Origin of the sequence: Aliivibrio sp. A6, from assembly GCF_028765505.1 — a bacterium.
GTDB lineage: Bacteria > Pseudomonadota > Gammaproteobacteria > Enterobacterales > Vibrionaceae > Aliivibrio > Aliivibrio finisterrensis_A.
Map to the genome: position 1 here is coordinate 49,931 of NZ_JARACR010000005.1, position 17,157 is coordinate 67,087.

General features: G+C 39.5%; 12 protein-coding genes. 1 reads left to right on the forward strand and 11 read right to left on the reverse strand.

Going from position 1 to position 17,157, the window contains the following annotated elements:
• Positions 1-90: 90 nt before the first annotated feature.
• The 4 genes from PVK70_RS04710 to PVK70_RS04725 form a co-directional block, all read right to left on the reverse strand.
• On the reverse strand, positions 91-1,323 hold the full coding sequence (locus PVK70_RS04710) for a hypothetical protein (protein WP_130048308.1): 1,233 nt from the start codon (positions 1,321-1,323) through the stop codon (positions 91-93).
• A gap of 267 nt (positions 1,324-1,590) precedes the next feature.
• Positions 1,591-2,127, reverse strand: a complete 537-nt coding sequence (locus PVK70_RS04715) for a DUF924 family protein (protein WP_130048307.1) — start codon at positions 2,125-2,127, stop codon at positions 1,591-1,593.
• Positions 2,128-2,263: 136 nt separating this feature from the next.
• Positions 2,264-3,772: an alanine/glycine:cation symporter family protein gene (locus tag PVK70_RS04720; RefSeq protein ID WP_130048306.1), complete on the reverse strand. Its 1,509-nt coding sequence runs from the start codon at positions 3,770-3,772 to the stop codon at positions 2,264-2,266.
• A gap of 216 nt (positions 3,773-3,988) precedes the next feature.
• Positions 3,989-4,321, reverse strand: coding sequence for a tRNA-binding protein (locus tag PVK70_RS04725; protein WP_130045420.1), 333 nt, complete (start codon positions 4,319-4,321; stop codon positions 3,989-3,991).
• Positions 4,322-4,469: 148 nt separating this feature from the next.
• Between PVK70_RS04725 and PVK70_RS04730 the strand changes: the two genes are divergently transcribed.
• Positions 4,470-5,483: a substrate-binding domain-containing protein gene (locus PVK70_RS04730; protein WP_130048305.1), complete on the forward strand. Its 1,014-nt coding sequence runs from the start codon at positions 4,470-4,472 to the stop codon at positions 5,481-5,483.
• 63 nt (positions 5,484-5,546) lie between these two features.
• Here the strand turns inward: PVK70_RS04730 and PVK70_RS04735 are convergent, their stop codons facing one another.
• From PVK70_RS04735 to PVK70_RS04765, 7 genes are all read right to left on the reverse strand, one after another.
• Positions 5,547-8,105, reverse strand: a complete 2,559-nt coding sequence (locus PVK70_RS04735; RefSeq protein ID WP_242504790.1) for a sensor histidine kinase — start codon at positions 8,103-8,105, stop codon at positions 5,547-5,549.
• Positions 8,106-8,292: 187 nt separating this feature from the next.
• On the reverse strand, positions 8,293-9,354 hold the full coding sequence (gene galM, locus PVK70_RS04740) for a galactose-1-epimerase (protein ID WP_130048303.1): 1,062 nt from the start codon (positions 9,352-9,354) through the stop codon (positions 8,293-8,295).
• 9 nt (positions 9,355-9,363) lie between these two features.
• Complete coding sequence (gene galK / locus PVK70_RS04745) at positions 9,364-10,524, reverse strand: galactokinase (protein WP_130048302.1); 1,161 nt, start codon at positions 10,522-10,524, stop codon at positions 9,364-9,366.
• Positions 10,525-10,701: 177 nt separating this feature from the next.
• A complete protein-coding gene (locus PVK70_RS04750; protein ID WP_130048301.1) occupies positions 10,702-11,754 on the reverse strand; it encodes a UDP-glucose--hexose-1-phosphate uridylyltransferase in 1,053 nt (350 codons plus the stop codon).
• Between the two features lie 139 nt (positions 11,755-11,893).
• Positions 11,894-12,904 (reverse strand): UDP-glucose 4-epimerase GalE, encoded by a 1,011-nt coding sequence (gene galE, locus PVK70_RS04755; protein WP_130045414.1) that lies wholly within the window; start codon positions 12,902-12,904, stop codon positions 11,894-11,896.
• A gap of 191 nt (positions 12,905-13,095) precedes the next feature.
• Complete coding sequence (gene melB, locus PVK70_RS04760; protein ID WP_130048300.1) at positions 13,096-14,475, reverse strand: melibiose:sodium transporter MelB; 1,380 nt, start codon at positions 14,473-14,475, stop codon at positions 13,096-13,098.
• A gap of 272 nt (positions 14,476-14,747) precedes the next feature.
• Positions 14,748-16,862 carry an alpha-galactosidase gene (locus tag PVK70_RS04765; RefSeq protein ID WP_130048299.1) on the reverse strand — a complete coding sequence of 705 codons (2,115 nt, stop codon included), beginning with the start codon at positions 16,860-16,862 and terminating at the stop codon, positions 14,748-14,750.
• Positions 16,863-17,157: the final 295 nt, after the last annotated feature.

Below are 17,157 nucleotides of genomic sequence, written 5' to 3' on the forward strand. Positions count from 1 at the left end.
CATAGACTTTGCTGAATTTTAACGCCTTAATCACTAAAACTAAAGGCAAACCTACAACGCCGAATGTAGTAAATCGTGTTGATTGCTTTGTTAAGCGGTATATCCACGAAATTTCAATGCTCTTTCTACTATTTTTTTATTATAAGTCAAAGTTACTTCATCTGTAGATAAATCCAAAAACTTGTTAGCTTCAAAAATATCATTAAAATAACCGACATTCCTCATATGAAATAATACTAACTCTTTAAAATAGAACTGAATTTGAAAACCATGATCTTTTGCTTTATTACTCTCCTCACCTGAATGTACGTTTCTATTTCGATACTCTCTCAAGTGTTCTAATATTTGCTTGTGATATTCATGCTCATGAAACAAAAATGCACACCTTCTAGTTACTGAATCACAATTACTTTCATTTGGTGCAGCTATGCTTTCAAGGGCACTCCAAGCTCTCATTACTGCTACATTTTGGTCTTTTTCATCAAATGCACGTACATACCGAAGAAGGCCATCAATTATTATTGACTTATATTGCTTATTTAATTTATTTAAATGATTAATTATAAATTTAACGTTTTTTACTGTAATCGATATTTGATCACAATAATAAGGCATAGCTGACGAATAGCTAGGATCAAACCAGAAAACATCAGGAAAAATCTCACCAATTTCATTATGAATAGTATGAAATTCTCCAGACCTAATTTTATTAATAGGTTGCCATTCATTACCTAAAAATTCCGATTTACTATTCGAAAATAAATTAAACATACTTCGCAATAGATCTAAAGCTCTTAGGGCTTTTTTTGCTGCCATGTATTCTGACTTGGCTTTTAATTCAACAACAACTTTTGTGTAACCTATAGATTCAGATTCTTTACATTTCTTCTTTGATTCTATTAATTCTTTTCTACCTTTAAACTTTCGTGGGAATGAAGATTTATAAAACCGAATAACACAGTTATTTAATTCTAATGAACGAATTCCTATTTCTTCTACAGATAAGGACGTAAGAAGAAAATATGTTTCATCTCTTTTTTCCAATGCTTCCTTAATATTCTTATTAATTAAATCAATAAAATTATTTTGTTCAATAGGTGTACTTTTTGCCGCTTCCCAGAATGCTTTTGTTAAAATAAGTTCTTTATCTAAATCATTACAAATAGATGGAAAGTCAATCATTGTTTCTAAAGCAACTTTTGCCCCCCTATGTTCAAACCCAGTAAATGTAACCTTTCCATCGACAACTGTTTTAAGATTATCAATTTTCTCAAAAATAACTTTTGGTTTTAAGTTTTTATTTTTTTTCCACGTTGCTTTCAAATTAAACTCCTACCGCTTAACATTTAAATACATCCCCCTCTTCCCCTATACCCAACAAACAAAGCGGATATAACCAATAACCAGAAAGTGGTTCGTATTTCTATGCCACATAGCATACCAGAACGCTGTCTTATTTCGTTATACTTTCTTTATAAATCCAACAAAAAAAACGCCAAGCAGTTTATGTCTACTTAGCGCTTAATTTATTGATAGTTCTGTAATTAATTTAGTACATAGATTGCACAAACTAACGTTTATAGTACTGGTTTAAAAGCTCGAGTTTGGTTGTTGTAAAAACTCAATTTCTTCATCGGTTGATGCTCGCCCCAAAATGGCATTTCGATGTGGGTAGCGGCCAAAACGGTCAATGATCTCTTTATGTTTATGCTCAAACTCTAAGTTGTATGGATTACCGAGCTTTTCATATAACTTTACCGCCTCAATATGAATCGCCTGAGATTCACTGTGCATAAATGGCAGATACATAAAACCACGCTCAGTTTGAGATAACTCAGCATCAAAGCCTTTTGATATCGCAAATTGGGCAAGCGCCAAGCCAAGAGGATCATTCGCAAATGAGTCAGGCGTATCACGATAAATATTACGAGAGAACTGATCAATCAGGATAATTTCAGCAAGACTTCCCAATGCCGTTGTACGCCATTCAGAGAGTTCACCTGCTTTTGCTTGTTGATGCAATGAGCTAAAACGGACCTTAATGATTGCATCTAACGCTTCGTCTTTTTGCCACCACTGCGGCGGTTCAAGCTCGTTAAACCAGAAACTTATGACTTCTTGATACATATTATTCTCCTTTTATGCTCATACTTGTATATCAACATAGCACGTAATTCAGATCTATATAATTTGCACCCTCTATATCTATAAAAAACGCCATCACAAAGGATGGCGTTATTTTATTGGTTATCAAACTAGATGATTACTTCTCTTTTGATTTATTTTTGTTTCTCTCTAGCTTGCCTTCCCAATACGTTGCTCCTTTAATGCCCAATTTTACTGGATCAAACGTGTAGTTGGTGACACCGCGTTTTTGCTGATCTTCATAATCTTTTAGCGCTTTTAGTGCTGGCTTAGACATAAAGAAGATGATCAAAATACCGACAATGTTTAACCACGCCATTAAACCAACACCAACATCACCCATTGCCCACGCAAGGTTGGCGGTTTTAATGGTGCCGTAGAACACCGCTGACATTAGAACTACTTTAAGAATAAACATCATGCCATCGATTTTTAGAGTTCGACGGATATAAGCAATATTTGTCTCTGCAATGTAGTAGTAAGCAAGAATGGTAGTAAAAGCAAAGAAGAACAGTGCAAAAGCAATGAAGATTTTACCAATGCCCGGCAGTGTGCTTTCAATCGCCATTTGCGTAAACATTGGGCCATTAGCGCCAACGGTTGCTGCAAGGTTCTGTACTAAGAACACCTCTTCACCACTGCCATGAACGTTATAAGCACCTGTGATAAGGATCATAAACGCGGTAGCAGAACAAACCAGTAACGTATCAATGTAGATAGAGAACGATTGAACTAAACCTTGTTGTGCTGGGTGATCAACACTTGCTGCTGCCGCGGCATGAGGACCCGTACCTTGACCTGCTTCGTTTGAGTAAACACCACGCTTTACACCCCAACCAATTGCAGCACCAAAGCCTGCCATAGGTGTGAATGCATCGCCGATGATCATACTAAAGATAGTAGGTACTTCTGAGATATTAAGTAGGATAATAACGAATGCAAGAATGATGTATGCCAATGCCATAAACGGCACCACAATTTGAGTAAAGTGAGCAATTCGTTTAACACCACCAAAGATGATAAAGCCAAGGATGATAGAAATCACTGAACCCGTTAAGATCTTCGCAAAACTAAATACGCCTAAGCCAGTATCAATCATGCCGCCAGTACCAAACGCGGTTTCTACTGCATTACCTATACTGTTTGATTGCACACCTGGAAGTAACACACCACAAGCAAAGATAGTCGCAATGGCAAAGATCCACGCGTACCATTTTTGACCCATCGCCTTTTCAATATAATAAGCCGGACCACCACGGAACTGGCCTTCGTCTTCTTCTTTATAGATTTGCGCTAAGGTTGATTCAGCATAAGCGGTTGCTGCCCCTAAGAAAGCCACGACCCACATCCAAAAGACGGCTCCCGGACCACCAAAACCAATGGCTGCCGCAACCCCTGCAATGTTACCCGTACCGACACGACCAGACAGTGATACTGCCAACGCTTGGAATGAGCTGATCCCCTTACTTGATTCTTTGTTTGATACCAGCAAACGACACATTTCTTTAAAGTGACGAACTTGCACAAAGCGAGTTTGTATAGAATAAAACAAACCTGAGCCCAAGCAGAGATAAATCAATACTGGGCTCCAAATTATGCCATTGAGAAAATCAACGATACCTTGCATATAAAATCCTTTTTAGTTTATGGACTGATTTTTTATTTAACCAACCATACAGTAAGATTTAACAACAAGTTAACAACAACCTTTCTGAAAGATAGAAAAGTGTGAATCAAAGCACTATATTTCAATTTTCATTGACAGGTACAATACAAAGAACCAACAAGATAAAAAATAACAATGCTTTGTGTTGGTATTGAAGAATCGCTTTATTTTATCCAATTAGACAATTTTAACGCCAGCAGGCATCAATCGCTCTGGAGTTAATAATACGCTTTCGCTTTCATCTTCTGTTTCTGCACATAGCAACATGCACTCTGAGGTTTCACCGCGCATTTTTGCTTTTGCTAAGTTACACAGCACAACCACTTGCTTACCCAAAAGCTCGTCTTCAGTGTAATAAGGGACAAGACTCGTAACGGTTTGAAGGCTCTGCTCTCCTACATTGATTTGAACAATGTAAAGTTTGTCTGCATTTTCATGACGTTTAACGTCTGTGATTTTACCAACACGAATATCTAATTTTGCGAAATCACCGTATGCAATTGTTTCCATTTTACTTTATCCTTAGCTCTAAGTTAGTGTTAACGTTTACATTATCAACAATACGCTATGGAACAAGTAAACAGCAATTAAATATTTACTAAAACTTTAACTCGATCAACTATTTTATCTCGACCACATCACAGGATTGAACTTAATTATGGCAACCATTAAAGACGTTGCAAAAGAAGCAGGGGTATCGGTTGCCACGGTTTCTAGAGTGGTAAATAAATCACCAAAAGCAAGCAAAGCAGCTATCGAATCGGTTAATGCGGCGATGCAAAAACTGGGATATCGCCCAAACGCAAACGCTCGAGCATTGGTCAGTAAGAGTACCAATACGATTGGCGTAATGGTGGGTGATGTGTCTGACCCATTTTTTGGATCACTGCTTAAAGCCGTTGATACCGTTGCTCAAGCGCATCAAAAACACTTACTGATTGGCAATGGCTATCACGATGCGACCACAGAGAAAGAAGCTATCGATCTTTTAATTAATAACCGTTGTGAGTCTCTGGTGATCCACTCAAAAGGGTTAAGTGATCAAGAGCTGCTGCAATTTGCGAAAGAAGTCCCAGGACTGGTTATTATTAATCGCCATATCCCTGAAATAGCCGACCGTTGTATCTCGTTAGATAACCAACACGGTGCAAACTTAGCGACAGAGCATTTAATAGCTCAAGGCCATACGAAAATTGCTTATATTAATTCTGAACATGATATTGATGATAGCCATCACCGTAAAGCCGGCTATCAGCAAGCATTGCACGCTCATGGGATCAATTTTAATGAAAAGTATTGCGCCGAAGCACAGCCAACGGATGAAGGCGGTGAGCAAGCAATGATTGACCTATTATCTCGTAATTTACCTATTACGGCGGTGGTTTGCTATAACGATTATATGGCCGCAGGGGCGTTATCCGCGCTTGAGAAACAAGAGATTGCGGTTCCTAAAGACATCTCTTTAATGGGGTTTGATAATGGTTTAATTGCTAAATATTTACATCCAAAGCTCAGTACAATTGATTACCCTATCCAAACCATGGCAAAACAAGCGGCTGAACTTTCATTAGCACTAGTGTCTGGTAATTCAAGCATGACTAAAGGCACCATTTTCCAAGCGTCTTTAATTGAGCGTTCGTCGGTAATAAAGCAAGAGAGCCCTGATTCTTAATCTCGATCCCTTTCCAATCAACTTACTGTGATTACTTAATCATATGTAATCGCAGTAAGTTGCTTATGTATACGCTTCCAACTTTTCTAACATCAACTCTTTCTTGAACGGTTTTGCTACGTAATCATCCATGCCAGATTGATAACACTTATCGATATCTTCAACAAATACGCTGGCGGTTAAGGCAATGATTGGCAAACGTGCAACCATTTGCTCTTGCTCCCACGCTCTTATTGCTTCTGTTGCAGCAAATCCATCCATCACTGGCATCATACAATCCATTAATATTAGTGAATATACTGTGGTTTTCGCTGTCACCATATTCACGGCTTCTTGGCCATCATTGGCTAAATCGACATTAAACCCTTCTTTTTTCAATAGTAAAGAAGCCACTTTTTGATTCACTAAATTATCTTCAACAATCAGAATGGTTTTGGTTTCTGCATTTTCCTCTTGAGTGCTCATAGGCACATCATCAAGACAGTCGAGAGGTAATACCACTTCATGCTTGTTCTTATTTGATTTTAGAGCCTGATTTATTGCATTACAGAAACGATTACCTAACAGAGGGTAAATCACGAGCCCATCAATAGTATGATTAAAATCGGCTTTTTCATCTCCGTGTTTTCGACAAATAACCAATCCCGGTTTCTGAGATAAGGCATTAATTCTATTGATATCGTTATGCGTTAGAACCAATGAATGCTGACAATATATAATCACATCATAATTTAATGCTTGAGATTCAAGCTCATCACTATTCTCACGTATTGTCGTCGACAGGCCTAGCTGATTACATTCCGTATTTAATTGAGACGCATACGCTTTATTGTTGCTAATGATTAAACACTGAGTTCCGTTGTATTTAGTAACTTTTGACGCGGCTGATCCCAGAACGTCAACATCCAGCATAAAATAAAATTTACTACCAAAGTCTTTTTGTGAATCTACCTTAATCTCACCGCCAAGTAATTTCACTAACTGGTGGCAAATTGCAAGCCCTAGCCCGGTACCACCAAACTGACGAGTAATTGAGCTATCTTCTTGAGTAAATGGTTCAAATATCTGCTGGAGTTTATCTTTATGAATACCGATGCCAGTATCTTTTACCGAGAAGAGTAATTTACCTCTAGTCTTCGTTTCTTCTTCATAATTGATTGATAAAATAACCGCCCCATTTTGAGTAAACTTAACGGCATTAGACATTAAATTCATCAATACTTGGCGTAAGCGGTGCTCATCTAGCATTACCGTATCTGGAAGGTTTGGAGCCAGTTCTATTTGCAAAGCCAGCCCTTTATCAGAGGCTTTACTTAATACGACGGTTAATGTGTCGTAAGCGACTTCTGCCACATGAGATTGCTGTGGCACTAACACAAGATTACCTGATTCTATTTTAGATAAATCAAGAATGTCATTGATAAGTAAGAGCAACGCCTGAGAAGACGTTTCTATGGTACTCAAATATTCGGATTGAACTGGGTTTAGATCCGTTTCGGCTAAAATATCAGACATACCTATGATGCCGTTTAGCGGTGTTCGGATCTCATGAGACATGTTCGCTAAGAAAGAGCTTTTGGCTTTAGTGGATGATTCCGCTTTAACTTTCTCGATTTCAAGAGATTCTGTTTTCTTATTAAATGACGAGATCAAAGCCCCTATCTCGTCATTGTATTCGTAATTGATGTCTATTTTTTTGTTAGACGCACTCTCATCAATTTGCTTTGAAATCAATGCAATAGGATTAATCAAACTTCGGTTAATAAAGTAATAAGCTATAATTACACACAATAATAAAATAGGAACTATCCCTAATTCTATATTGATAATTTGAGCGTAGATTTCATCTGACACGGTTCGATAAGAATTAATTACTTTTATCTGCCAGTTAAAGGCTTCCATCTGATGCGTCACAACATACATGTCTTCTTGTGCATTAAACTTATAATCCGCAATCATGGTGTCGCCATTGTTAATGACGATGCCTAATTTATTCTTTTCTGCTTGCGCTTCAATGACACTGATTAGCCCTTTTAAAGAAATGTCTATGGTTGCCACCCCAACGAACTGCCCTTGATTAAAATAGGGTTGAGAAGCTGTGATCATTTTTTGTTTCGTGAAGGGGTCAATATAAACATCAGACCATGAAATATGATTAGTGCTATTTTCATGGGCTACAGAGACATACCAAGACTCGTTTTGATAAGGCGATTCACTTGGAATGTTGTAATCATTGATCAGTGCAATTTTGCCCTCTTCATCACGAGAAAAAAACAAACTAGCGAGAGTCTTAGATGGGATAAAAGTGTTTGGCTCTGGCCATATACCACCACTAATAATAATGTCATCGCTTTCTTTGAGAACGGAAGAAAGCATGTTTTGAATGTTCTCTGGCGTATTGCCACTAACAGCAACACCTACCAACGCATGCAATGTAGAAAGGGAATGATTCAGGGGTGCATCTATTTCTCGTGACAGAAGCTGAGTTCTTAAATCAAGATTATTCTCTAAGTTTGTACGAATAGGAGATTGGACAACATAATAAGTAACACTACCGATAATAGTAATTAAGAAACAAACGTAGCATCCCAATGCTAGCATGCTTTTTTTCTTGAGAGACATGTTATTCGCCATACAGAACCTAGCCACTTATCTTCTTGATTTATTAATTAACTATAATCAGCATAGGTAGATTTAGCTGAGAAGTCATATTAATTTATGATCTACTCCGCATTAATTTCTAAAACAAAAAATCCCTAACCAATGAATGAGTAGGGATTCTATTATTATGCTACTAGCCACACGCTATCTAGACGATAAATTGATAACGTGTCTCATGCTGATAGGTATCACTCGGTGACAGAATAGTGCTTGGCTGAGGCCATTCAGGGTGATTTGGCGCATCTGGCAAGAATTGCGTTTCTAATGCCACGCCTGAATAGTCTTGATATTCACCATCAATACGATTTGGTGTGCCTGCTAACCAGTTTCCAGTATATAACTGCATCGCTGGTTTAGTGGTAACTACGTGCATTGTAACTAAGCTATCAGGAGAGGTTAGGCTTGCTGCGCACTCCCCTTTTGCACACGCTTTATCTAGCACAAATGAGTGGTCATAACCTTTGGCGCTATCTTGGTCTTTGTCTAGCATAAAATCTTGTGAGATCACTTTAGGATCGGTGAAATCGAAGTTGGTGTCTTTTACTTTTTTCCATGCGCCTTTTGGAATGCCTACATCAGTCGTTGGTACGTACTCATTAGCATTAACGCTTAAGATATGATCTAAACTCAGATGTTCAGTATCTGCACCAAGTAAATTGAAATAAGCATGATTGGTCAAATTAACCGGGGTTGATTTAGTCGTTTGTCCGTTATAACTGATCACGATTTGATTATCATCAGTCAATTGGTAGGTAACAAAAACCGTTAGCTCCCCCGGAAAACCTTGGTCGCCATCAGGTGAAATTAAGCTAAATTCAATGCTGTTTGTCGTTTCTTTTACGACTGACCAACGTCGCTTATCAAACCCTTCTGTACCACCGTGTAAAGTATTGCCTGCTTGGTTAGTATCCACTTGGTATTTAGTGCCATCAATTTTAAACTGACCATCCGCAATTCGATTGGCATAGCGACCTACAGTAACACCCATATAACTTGCTTGCTTTTTAAAACCAGCCATTGTTGATTGACCCAGCAAGACTTCACGTAGTTTACCTTTTACTGGCACTTTGCAACTTAACCACGTCGCACCAATATCCATAAACACAGCGCGCATTCCATGTTGATTTTTGAGTTCGAATAACTGAGCAAGGCGACCATCGCTGGCCGCCTCCTGTGTCATGGTTTCGAACAATGTTGATTGTTCTGTCATGTGTATTCCTTACAGCACTTCTACTAAACCTGCACCATTTTTTGCTTGGCACACATAAATTGATTCTTTTAGGCCTGTTGCCGCTTCATACAGTTCTTCAACCGCCGCTTTAACTTCATCCACTAATACTGGCGGAACCAAAGCCACGATACAGCCACCAAAACCACCACCTGTCATACGAACGCCGCCTTCTGTACCAATCACGTTTTTAACGATATCAACCAAGGTATCGACTTCTTTTACTGTGATTTCAAAATCATCACGCATTGAGGCATGAGATTCAGCCATAAGAACAGCCATGCGTTTCATATCCCCTGACGCTAACACTTTTGCGGCTTCTTCGGTACGATCATTTTCTGTAATCACGTGACGCGCACGTTTTGCGACCATTTCATCCAATTCATGTGCTTTTGCGTTAAACTCCTCAATGCTTACATCACGCAGTGCTTTTACACCAAAGATGCGTGCGGCTTCTTCACATTGTTCACGGCGAGTGTTGTATTCTGAATCAACCAAGCCACGTTTTTTGTTTGAGTTAATAATCACTACTGACATGTTTTCTGGCATGGATACCGCAGTGGTTTCTAATGAACGGCAATCTAATAACATTGCGTGGTTTGCGTTGCCTTCTGCTGAGATCATTTGGTCCATAATGCCGCAGTTACAACCAACAAATTCGTTCTCTGCTTGCTGACCATTTAGCGCGATTTCTGCTTGGCTGATGTTTAAGCTATACAGCTCTTTAAAGGTTTGTCCGATAACCACTTCTAATGCAGCTGATGAGCTAAGACCTGCACCTTGAGGAACATTACCTGAGACTGAAATATCTGCGCCTTTGAATTCAAAACCACGACCAATTAAACATTTCACTACGCCACGAATGTAGTTTGCCCACATTTTGTTTTCTTGGAATGTGATCTCTTGAGTAATATCAAACTCGTCGGTTTCATTGCCATAATCTACCGATACGACACGAACGATGTTGTCATCACGCTTTGCAGCTGCAACGACCGTTTGGTAATTAATCGCACAAGGTAATACGAAACCGTCGTTATAGTCGGTATGTTCACCAATTAAGTTCACACGGCCCGGCGCTTGAACAATATGTGTTGGAGCGTAAGAAAGTACTGAGTTGAATGCGTCTTTTACGTTTTTAATTAAGTTTGTCATGGCTATTTCCAAATTTTAGAGTTGTTATCTTTGTTATTTCAAAGATGTCTTCAAATATTTTTATTAATTAGAATTCAGATCGGTCGCAAGCTCCCTTGCAGAGTTCAGAATCATTGTTTGTGAGTGTTATATCATCACAAGCACTTCTGAACTCTTTAAGCGGAGCGATCTGCTCTTTTAAAGATCTTTATAATGCACATCGCTCACATCACGCAGTTTTTGCGCGGCTTGCTCAGCGGTTAAATCTCGTTGGCTTTCGGCTAACATTTCGTAGCCCACCATAAACTTACGTACCGATGCAGAGCGAAGCAGTGGCGGATAAAACAGTGCGTGTAATTGCCAATGATCAACGCCTGTGCCCTCTTCAAAGAAAGGCGCATAATGCCAACCCATTGAGTATGGGAATGAGCACTGGAACAAATTGTCGTAACGGCTGGTTAGTTTTTTGATTGCTAACGCCAAATCATCACGTTGCTCGTCCGTTAATTCACTCATGCGGCGAATGTGTGTTTTTGGTAATAGCATGGTTTCAAACGGCCATGCTGCCCAATAAGGGACTACTGCAATCCAATGTTCCGTTTCTACTACCGTACGTTCTCCATCTTTTAGTTCTGATTCAACATAATCAACTAACAAGTTTGAACCGTGTTCTTGGTAATATTCTTTAAGATGTTTTTCTTTGCGCTCAATCTCATTGGGTAGGAAACTGTTTGCCCAGATTTGACCGTGTGGATGCGGTTGAGAACACCCCATTGTCTCGCCTTTGTTCTCAAACGCTTGAACCCAAACGTACTCTTTACCTAGCTCTTCAATTTGATCGTTCCATGTATCAATCACATTACGAATTTGACCAACTGGCAGCTCTGGTAAGGTTTTGCTGTGATCTGGCGAGAAGCAAATCACTCGGCTTAATCCTCGAACCCCTTGTGTTTTAAATAACGGATTTGTTGATTGTGGCGCTTCTGGTGAATCCGTCATTAGTGCGGCAAAGTCATTACTGAATACGTAAGTGCCTTTGTAATCTGGATTGGTGTCACCAGAGATACGATCATTGGTTGGGCATAAGAAACAGCCTTTGTCGTATTGTGGTAATTCAGCCGTTGATGGTTTTTCATCTTGACCACTCCACGGACGTTTCGCACGATGTGGTGAGACTAAAATCCACTGACCCGTTAATGGGTTATAACGACGATGCGGATGATCTACTGGGTTAAACTCAACATTTGACATAATTTTTATACTCAATTCTTTTTAATAAAATACAGATGAACCCAGATACTTATATTTGTCGCTCTAACCATGCTCTTCTCTAAATTCTTTCAAAGAGCTTGCGACTGACCTGAATTCTGAACTCTTAATCTTTTAGCTCTCAATAACCCTTTGGATTATTCGACTGCCAGCGCCATGTATCCGCACTCATTTCCATCACATTACGAGTCGCTTTCCAGCCTAATTCTTTCTCTGCTTTTTCAGTGCTTGCCCAACATTCAGCAATATCACCCGCACGACGTGGACATAAGGTATAAGGAACCGGCTTACCTGAAGCTTCAGCAAATGCCTCAACCATTTCTAAAACACTTGAGCCTTTACCTGTGCCTAAGTTGTAAATATGAAGGCCTGATTTTTCACCCACCGCTTTTAATGCGGCGATGTGCCCATCAGCTAAATCCATCACATGAATGTAATCACGAACGCCTGTTCCATCTGGTGTCGGATAATCATTACCAAATACAGACAGTGATTCACGACGGCCCACCGCAACTTGTGCGATAAATGGCATTAAATTATTTGGGATACCTTGAGGGTCTTCCCCCATAGTGCCTGATGGATGCGCGCCGACTGGGTTGAAATAGCGAAGTAAGGTAATGCTCCAATCGTTCTCTGCATCAAACAGATCAGAGAAACACTCTTCAACCATGTATTTACTGCGACCATAAGGATTTGTGGTTGCGCCAGTTGGTGAGTTCTCAGTAATAGGAACAATAGCAGGATCGCCATAGACGGTTGCCGATGAGCTAAATACGATGCTCTTTACATTCGCTTTTCGCATTGAACGAGCTAACACCAATGACCCATTTACGTTGTTGTCGTAATACTCTAGAGGTTTAGCAACAGACTCACCGACGGCTTTTAATCCCGCAAAGTGAATAACCGATGAAATAGAATGCTCAGCAAAAATACTATCTAAAAAGGCTTCATCACGAATATCTCCCTGATAAAAGACAGGACGAACTTGAGTTAACGCTTCAATGCGATCAAGCACTGCGACTTTGCTGTTTCCCAAGTTATCCAAAATGATAGGTTCAATGCCTGCTTCAATCATTTGAATACATGTGTGGCTACCGATATAGCCCATTCCGCCAGTTACTAATACTTTCATGATTAACTCTTCTTCCTACTGAATTTTCAGGCAGTTTATCAGTGAATTTAAAGTGATATCGTGATCACTTTCAAATAATGTAAACGTTTACACTAAATTAAATCATACGCTATTTACACACTCTTCTAATAACAAAAAAGGCCGCACCTTTGACAGTAGCGACCTTCTTTAATTTTTAGATTACTTAATGATTAAGCTGTAACAGATTTTTGAGTAGTAGTCTTCACTGTATCTTCACTCTCAATTAATTCAGGATTAAAGCCATCATGTAAACGATAATAACGCTGATACACCAAGCCACTCACTGTCATAAGTATCGCCGGAACACCTGCCATCATAAAGTGAAGTCCCATGATAGTTTCTGCTGATTGCGCTACGTTTGGAATGTAACCTACAATCGATAACCCCATACCAACGATAAAGCCACCTGCTGCACCTGCAAATTTTACAAGCATTGTTTGAACTGAGAAAATAACACTCTCACTGCGGCGACCGGTTTTATATTCACCGTAATCAACCACATCCGCTAGCATTACGGTTTGCAAAGCATTTGCAATACCCACACCAAACTTAATTGCTGCACCAGCACAACCAATTAATAAAGCATTACCAGGAGAAACAATACCCATAACAATTAGAAGCACACAAGACACTACAGGGAAACCACACGCCATTAACCATAAATATTTACGAGGGAAAAGTGTCGCTAAACGTGGGAATAAAAAGACACCAGCCACTTCAGCAATACCTGCAACCATCATATAAATCGGAAATAGTTCAGGATTACCTAACGCGTAAGTGAAGTAGTAAATAGCAAAACCGCCGACTAATAAATTCGCAATTTGAAAAGATAATACCGTACCAATCAACGCCTTTAATTGATCATTTTTACCAATGATAATCAGTACATCTTTAAAGCTAAATTTCTCTGCTTTAACGCTTGTTTCTCGAACTGGTTCTTTTACATTACGAGCAATTAAGAAGGCACTGAATACAAATAAAACCGCAATTAACATCGCAACATTAAAGAAACCATCACCTTGGTTGCCTTTGCCTAACTCACCCACAATATGTAGGCCATAAGTGCCGGTAATAAACCATGCAAGGCTTGCAAACAAGCGAGGCCATACCACCAACTTTTCACGTTCTTGACGAGAACTAGATAACGCAGGGATCATTGACCAATAAGGAATATCCATAATGGTGTAAGTTAAACCCCAAAGGATATAAGCGGCTGCTGCATAAATGTATAACGTAGTGCCTTCAAACATGTGTGTACTAAAAAGACCAACAAGGACAACTGCATTTAAGAGCGTGCCAATCACAATCCAAGGGCGAAACTTACCAAATTTAGAACGGGTATTATCAACAATAACGCCCATCATCGGATCAGTAATAGCATCAATAATACGGGCAGCTAAAAAGATCGTTCCCACAAACGCCGCAGATAAGCCCGCCACGTCGGTAAAATAAAACATTAAAAATATATAAATCGGCGCACAGGCAAAATCTTTTCCTAATGCACCAAGACCGTAAGAAAGTTTAGTTTGTAGAGTAATTTTTTCAGACATCTTATATTCCTTTCCGATGGTGGAAGTTCTCTTTTTAACTAGAGATTCATTCCTACTTAATTGATGATGCCATGCTACCCACTCCGCAACCATTATTCCGTGACCAAAAACCACTTTATGGAAACGTTTCCAGTTATATTCCAAAAATGAGATCTTAACGCTGATCTACCCCATCTTGTTATTTTTAAAGATAAAAAAAGCCTTTATTTAAATGCAAATAAATTACAAATAAACAAAGGCTTACCTAGCAAATGACGCTTTATTGTTAGCGTTTACAGTTTTTTTAATTTGATTAACATAGCACTTTCAGCATCTAGAATGGGCATAGTCAGCCCCACGTCTTCGCACCATTCACCTGATAACTGGCAATCACCTTCAGTCCAAAATGGCTGATAATTTACAATCTCATTATAATTGGCGGGTTTATCTAAAATGCTCACCTGATATATCGCGCTACGATCTAAGCCGGGAATACGTAAATGTCCACTTAGCGAATTGGTTGGCATTGCTAATTGTGCCAACAAAACGATGGCTTCAGAGTGATCATTCGCCACTACCGCATGAATTTGATGTGCCTCATCATCCGATGGAATTCGCCATGTTCGACCTGTATGCAATAACGGACGTAAGGTTTTATGCAACTTAATATAGTGCTCAAACCCTTGTTTTTCCTCTTGCAGCTCTTTAACCGGATCAAGCTCAATACCCATGTGTCCGAATATCGCCGTTAACCCTCTAAACTCAATGCTATGGCGACGACGAGTGCTGTGACAATGGCTTGAACCAATGTGACTGCCCATCACTTCAGGAGGGAAGAAATAACTCATGCCTCGTTGAATACGTTGTCGCTCTAACGCGTCATTATTATCCGATGGCCAAAAACGATGCGTACGCTTTAACACTTCAAAATCAATACGCCCTCCCCCTGCCGCACATGATTCAATATCAACCTTTGGGTGTGCCGTACGGATCTTATCGACCAATTGATAGTAACGCACCACTTGTTGATGCCCTGCAGCATGACCATTATGAGCTGGCTGCACCACCTCACGGTTCATGTCCCATTTAATATAATCAATGGCATATTGGGTTAAGAAATGATCTAATCGTTCGTAAAGATAGTTAAACGCGTCATCATTTTGCAGGTTAATAACGTATTGGTTACGTCCTGTTGGCTGATCATAACCTTCAACTGCCAGCAACCAATCAGGGTGTTGACGATATAAATCAGAATCTTTATTGATCATTTCAGGTTCAAACCAGAGACCAAACTCCATTCCTAATTCGCGTACATGATCAATAATTGGTGCTAATCCATTTGGGTATTTATCTGCATCTAAAAACCAATCTCCCAACGCGGCTTTATCGCCATTTCGACCTTTGAACCAACCATCATCAATAATGAAACGCTCGACGCCCATTTGAGCCGATTGCGTTGCCATTTCCATAATATAGTCAGGATCATGCTCAAAATAGATCCCTTCCCACGTATTAAGGTGAATTGGTCGTGCCGTATTTATGATTTGCTTATCAAGAATTGATTCTCTGACATGAGAGTGAAATTGATGACTCATGCTATTCAATCCTTGATTACTGTAACTTGCATATAACCACGGTGTTGTTAATTCCTCACCTTGTTGCAAGCTAATTTCACCCGGAAGATATATCACTTCGGCCTGCATATAACGACGGCCATCGGCTTTTACATCAACACGCAAACGGTGATTACCACTCCATGCAAAATGAAATCCATACACATCGCCTTGCATTTCATCAAAGTGACGGGTGCCTGCAACTAATGCCGGGTAATGCTCATGAGAGGTACGTCCACGACGGTTTTCTTGTTGGTATCCACCTTGTTGTAATGGCTGACGAACCGTTTGAAATTCATGAACCCAGCGACCGTAATACGTCATTAGCTCCGCAGCACGAACGGGTAACGGTAAGGTATTTGCTAATCGATTAACTTGGTAAGGTGTTGATTTTATATTAATAAGAGAGTGACGCGTTTTGATTACATCTTGTTTATCTAAACTCAGCTCCGTTATCATTCGTAATCCAGCAAGTGCATCTTCACTTGTTAGAGTGACGCTGTGTGCATTTGACTCAACCTCTGTGATTACAAATACAGGAGCCCAATCCGCACCATTGCGATGCCCTTCAAGGCATGGACTGCTGAATACGCCTCGGCCTAACTCTGGCGCCAGCGTCATTGCGACATCATTATCCAAACGACCGTAAGGAACTGGACGCAAAAGTGAAGAACAGAAAGAAGTGATATCACCACTTACAGGCTTCCCCCAATGTAGGATCTCTGCACATTCACCAACGTCAATAATCACTTGGCTATTTGTACCCGTTAATACAATGATTTCTTTTTGCGTCATGAGATAAACCGTAAGCAGCTTTAATTGCCCTCTATAATAAAGAAAAAAATGAATTTTTCTGTGAATTACCGCAAACTTATGGAAACGTTTACAGAAAATAAAGTTTCACTTTTAAACCCAGTAAATCGGATAAGAAACAGATAAAACAAAGCATTCAATGTGATAAAGATCACGATTGACAGGATAAAAAGGAAGATAAATTAAAAATGACGACTCCGTCATGTAAACGTTTCCAGAAATTATTTACACTGCCTTCATATTAGTGCGAAGGGTAACGATTTCCCCCTTTTGTTGC

What these genes read in the sequence shown, in the direction of transcription:
- PVK70_RS04750 (WP_130048301.1), bottom strand. Translation starts at nt 11,754, where the DNA reads ATGTCAAATGTTGAGTTTAACCCAGTAGATCATCCGCATCGTCGTTAT.
- melB (WP_130048300.1), bottom strand. Translation starts at nt 14,475, where the DNA reads ATGTCTGAAAAAATTACTCTACAAACTAAACTTTCTTACGGTCTTGGT.
- galK (WP_130048302.1), bottom strand. Translation starts at nt 10,524, where the DNA reads ATGACAAACTTAATTAAAAACGTAAAAGACGCATTCAACTCAGTACTT.
- galM (WP_130048303.1), bottom strand. Translation starts at nt 9,354, where the DNA reads ATGACAGAACAATCAACATTGTTCGAAACCATGACACAGGAGGCGGCC.
- PVK70_RS04725 (WP_130045420.1), bottom strand. Translation starts at nt 4,321, where the DNA reads ATGGAAACAATTGCATACGGTGATTTCGCAAAATTAGATATTCGTGTT.
- PVK70_RS04735 (WP_242504790.1), bottom strand. Translation starts at nt 8,105, where the DNA reads ATGTCTCTCAAGAAAAAAAGCATGCTAGCATTGGGATGCTACGTTTGT.
- PVK70_RS04765 (WP_130048299.1), bottom strand. Translation starts at nt 16,862, where the DNA reads ATGACGCAAAAAGAAATCATTGTATTAACGGGTACAAATAGCCAAGTG.
- PVK70_RS04720 (WP_130048306.1), bottom strand. Translation starts at nt 3,772, where the DNA reads ATGCAAGGTATCGTTGATTTTCTCAATGGCATAATTTGGAGCCCAGTA.
- galE (WP_130045414.1), bottom strand. Translation starts at nt 12,904, where the DNA reads ATGAAAGTATTAGTAACTGGCGGAATGGGCTATATCGGTAGCCACACA.
- PVK70_RS04730 (WP_130048305.1), top strand. Translation starts at nt 4,470, where the DNA reads ATGGCAACCATTAAAGACGTTGCAAAAGAAGCAGGGGTATCGGTTGCC.
- PVK70_RS04715 (WP_130048307.1), bottom strand. Translation starts at nt 2,127, where the DNA reads ATGTATCAAGAAGTCATAAGTTTCTGGTTTAACGAGCTTGAACCGCCG.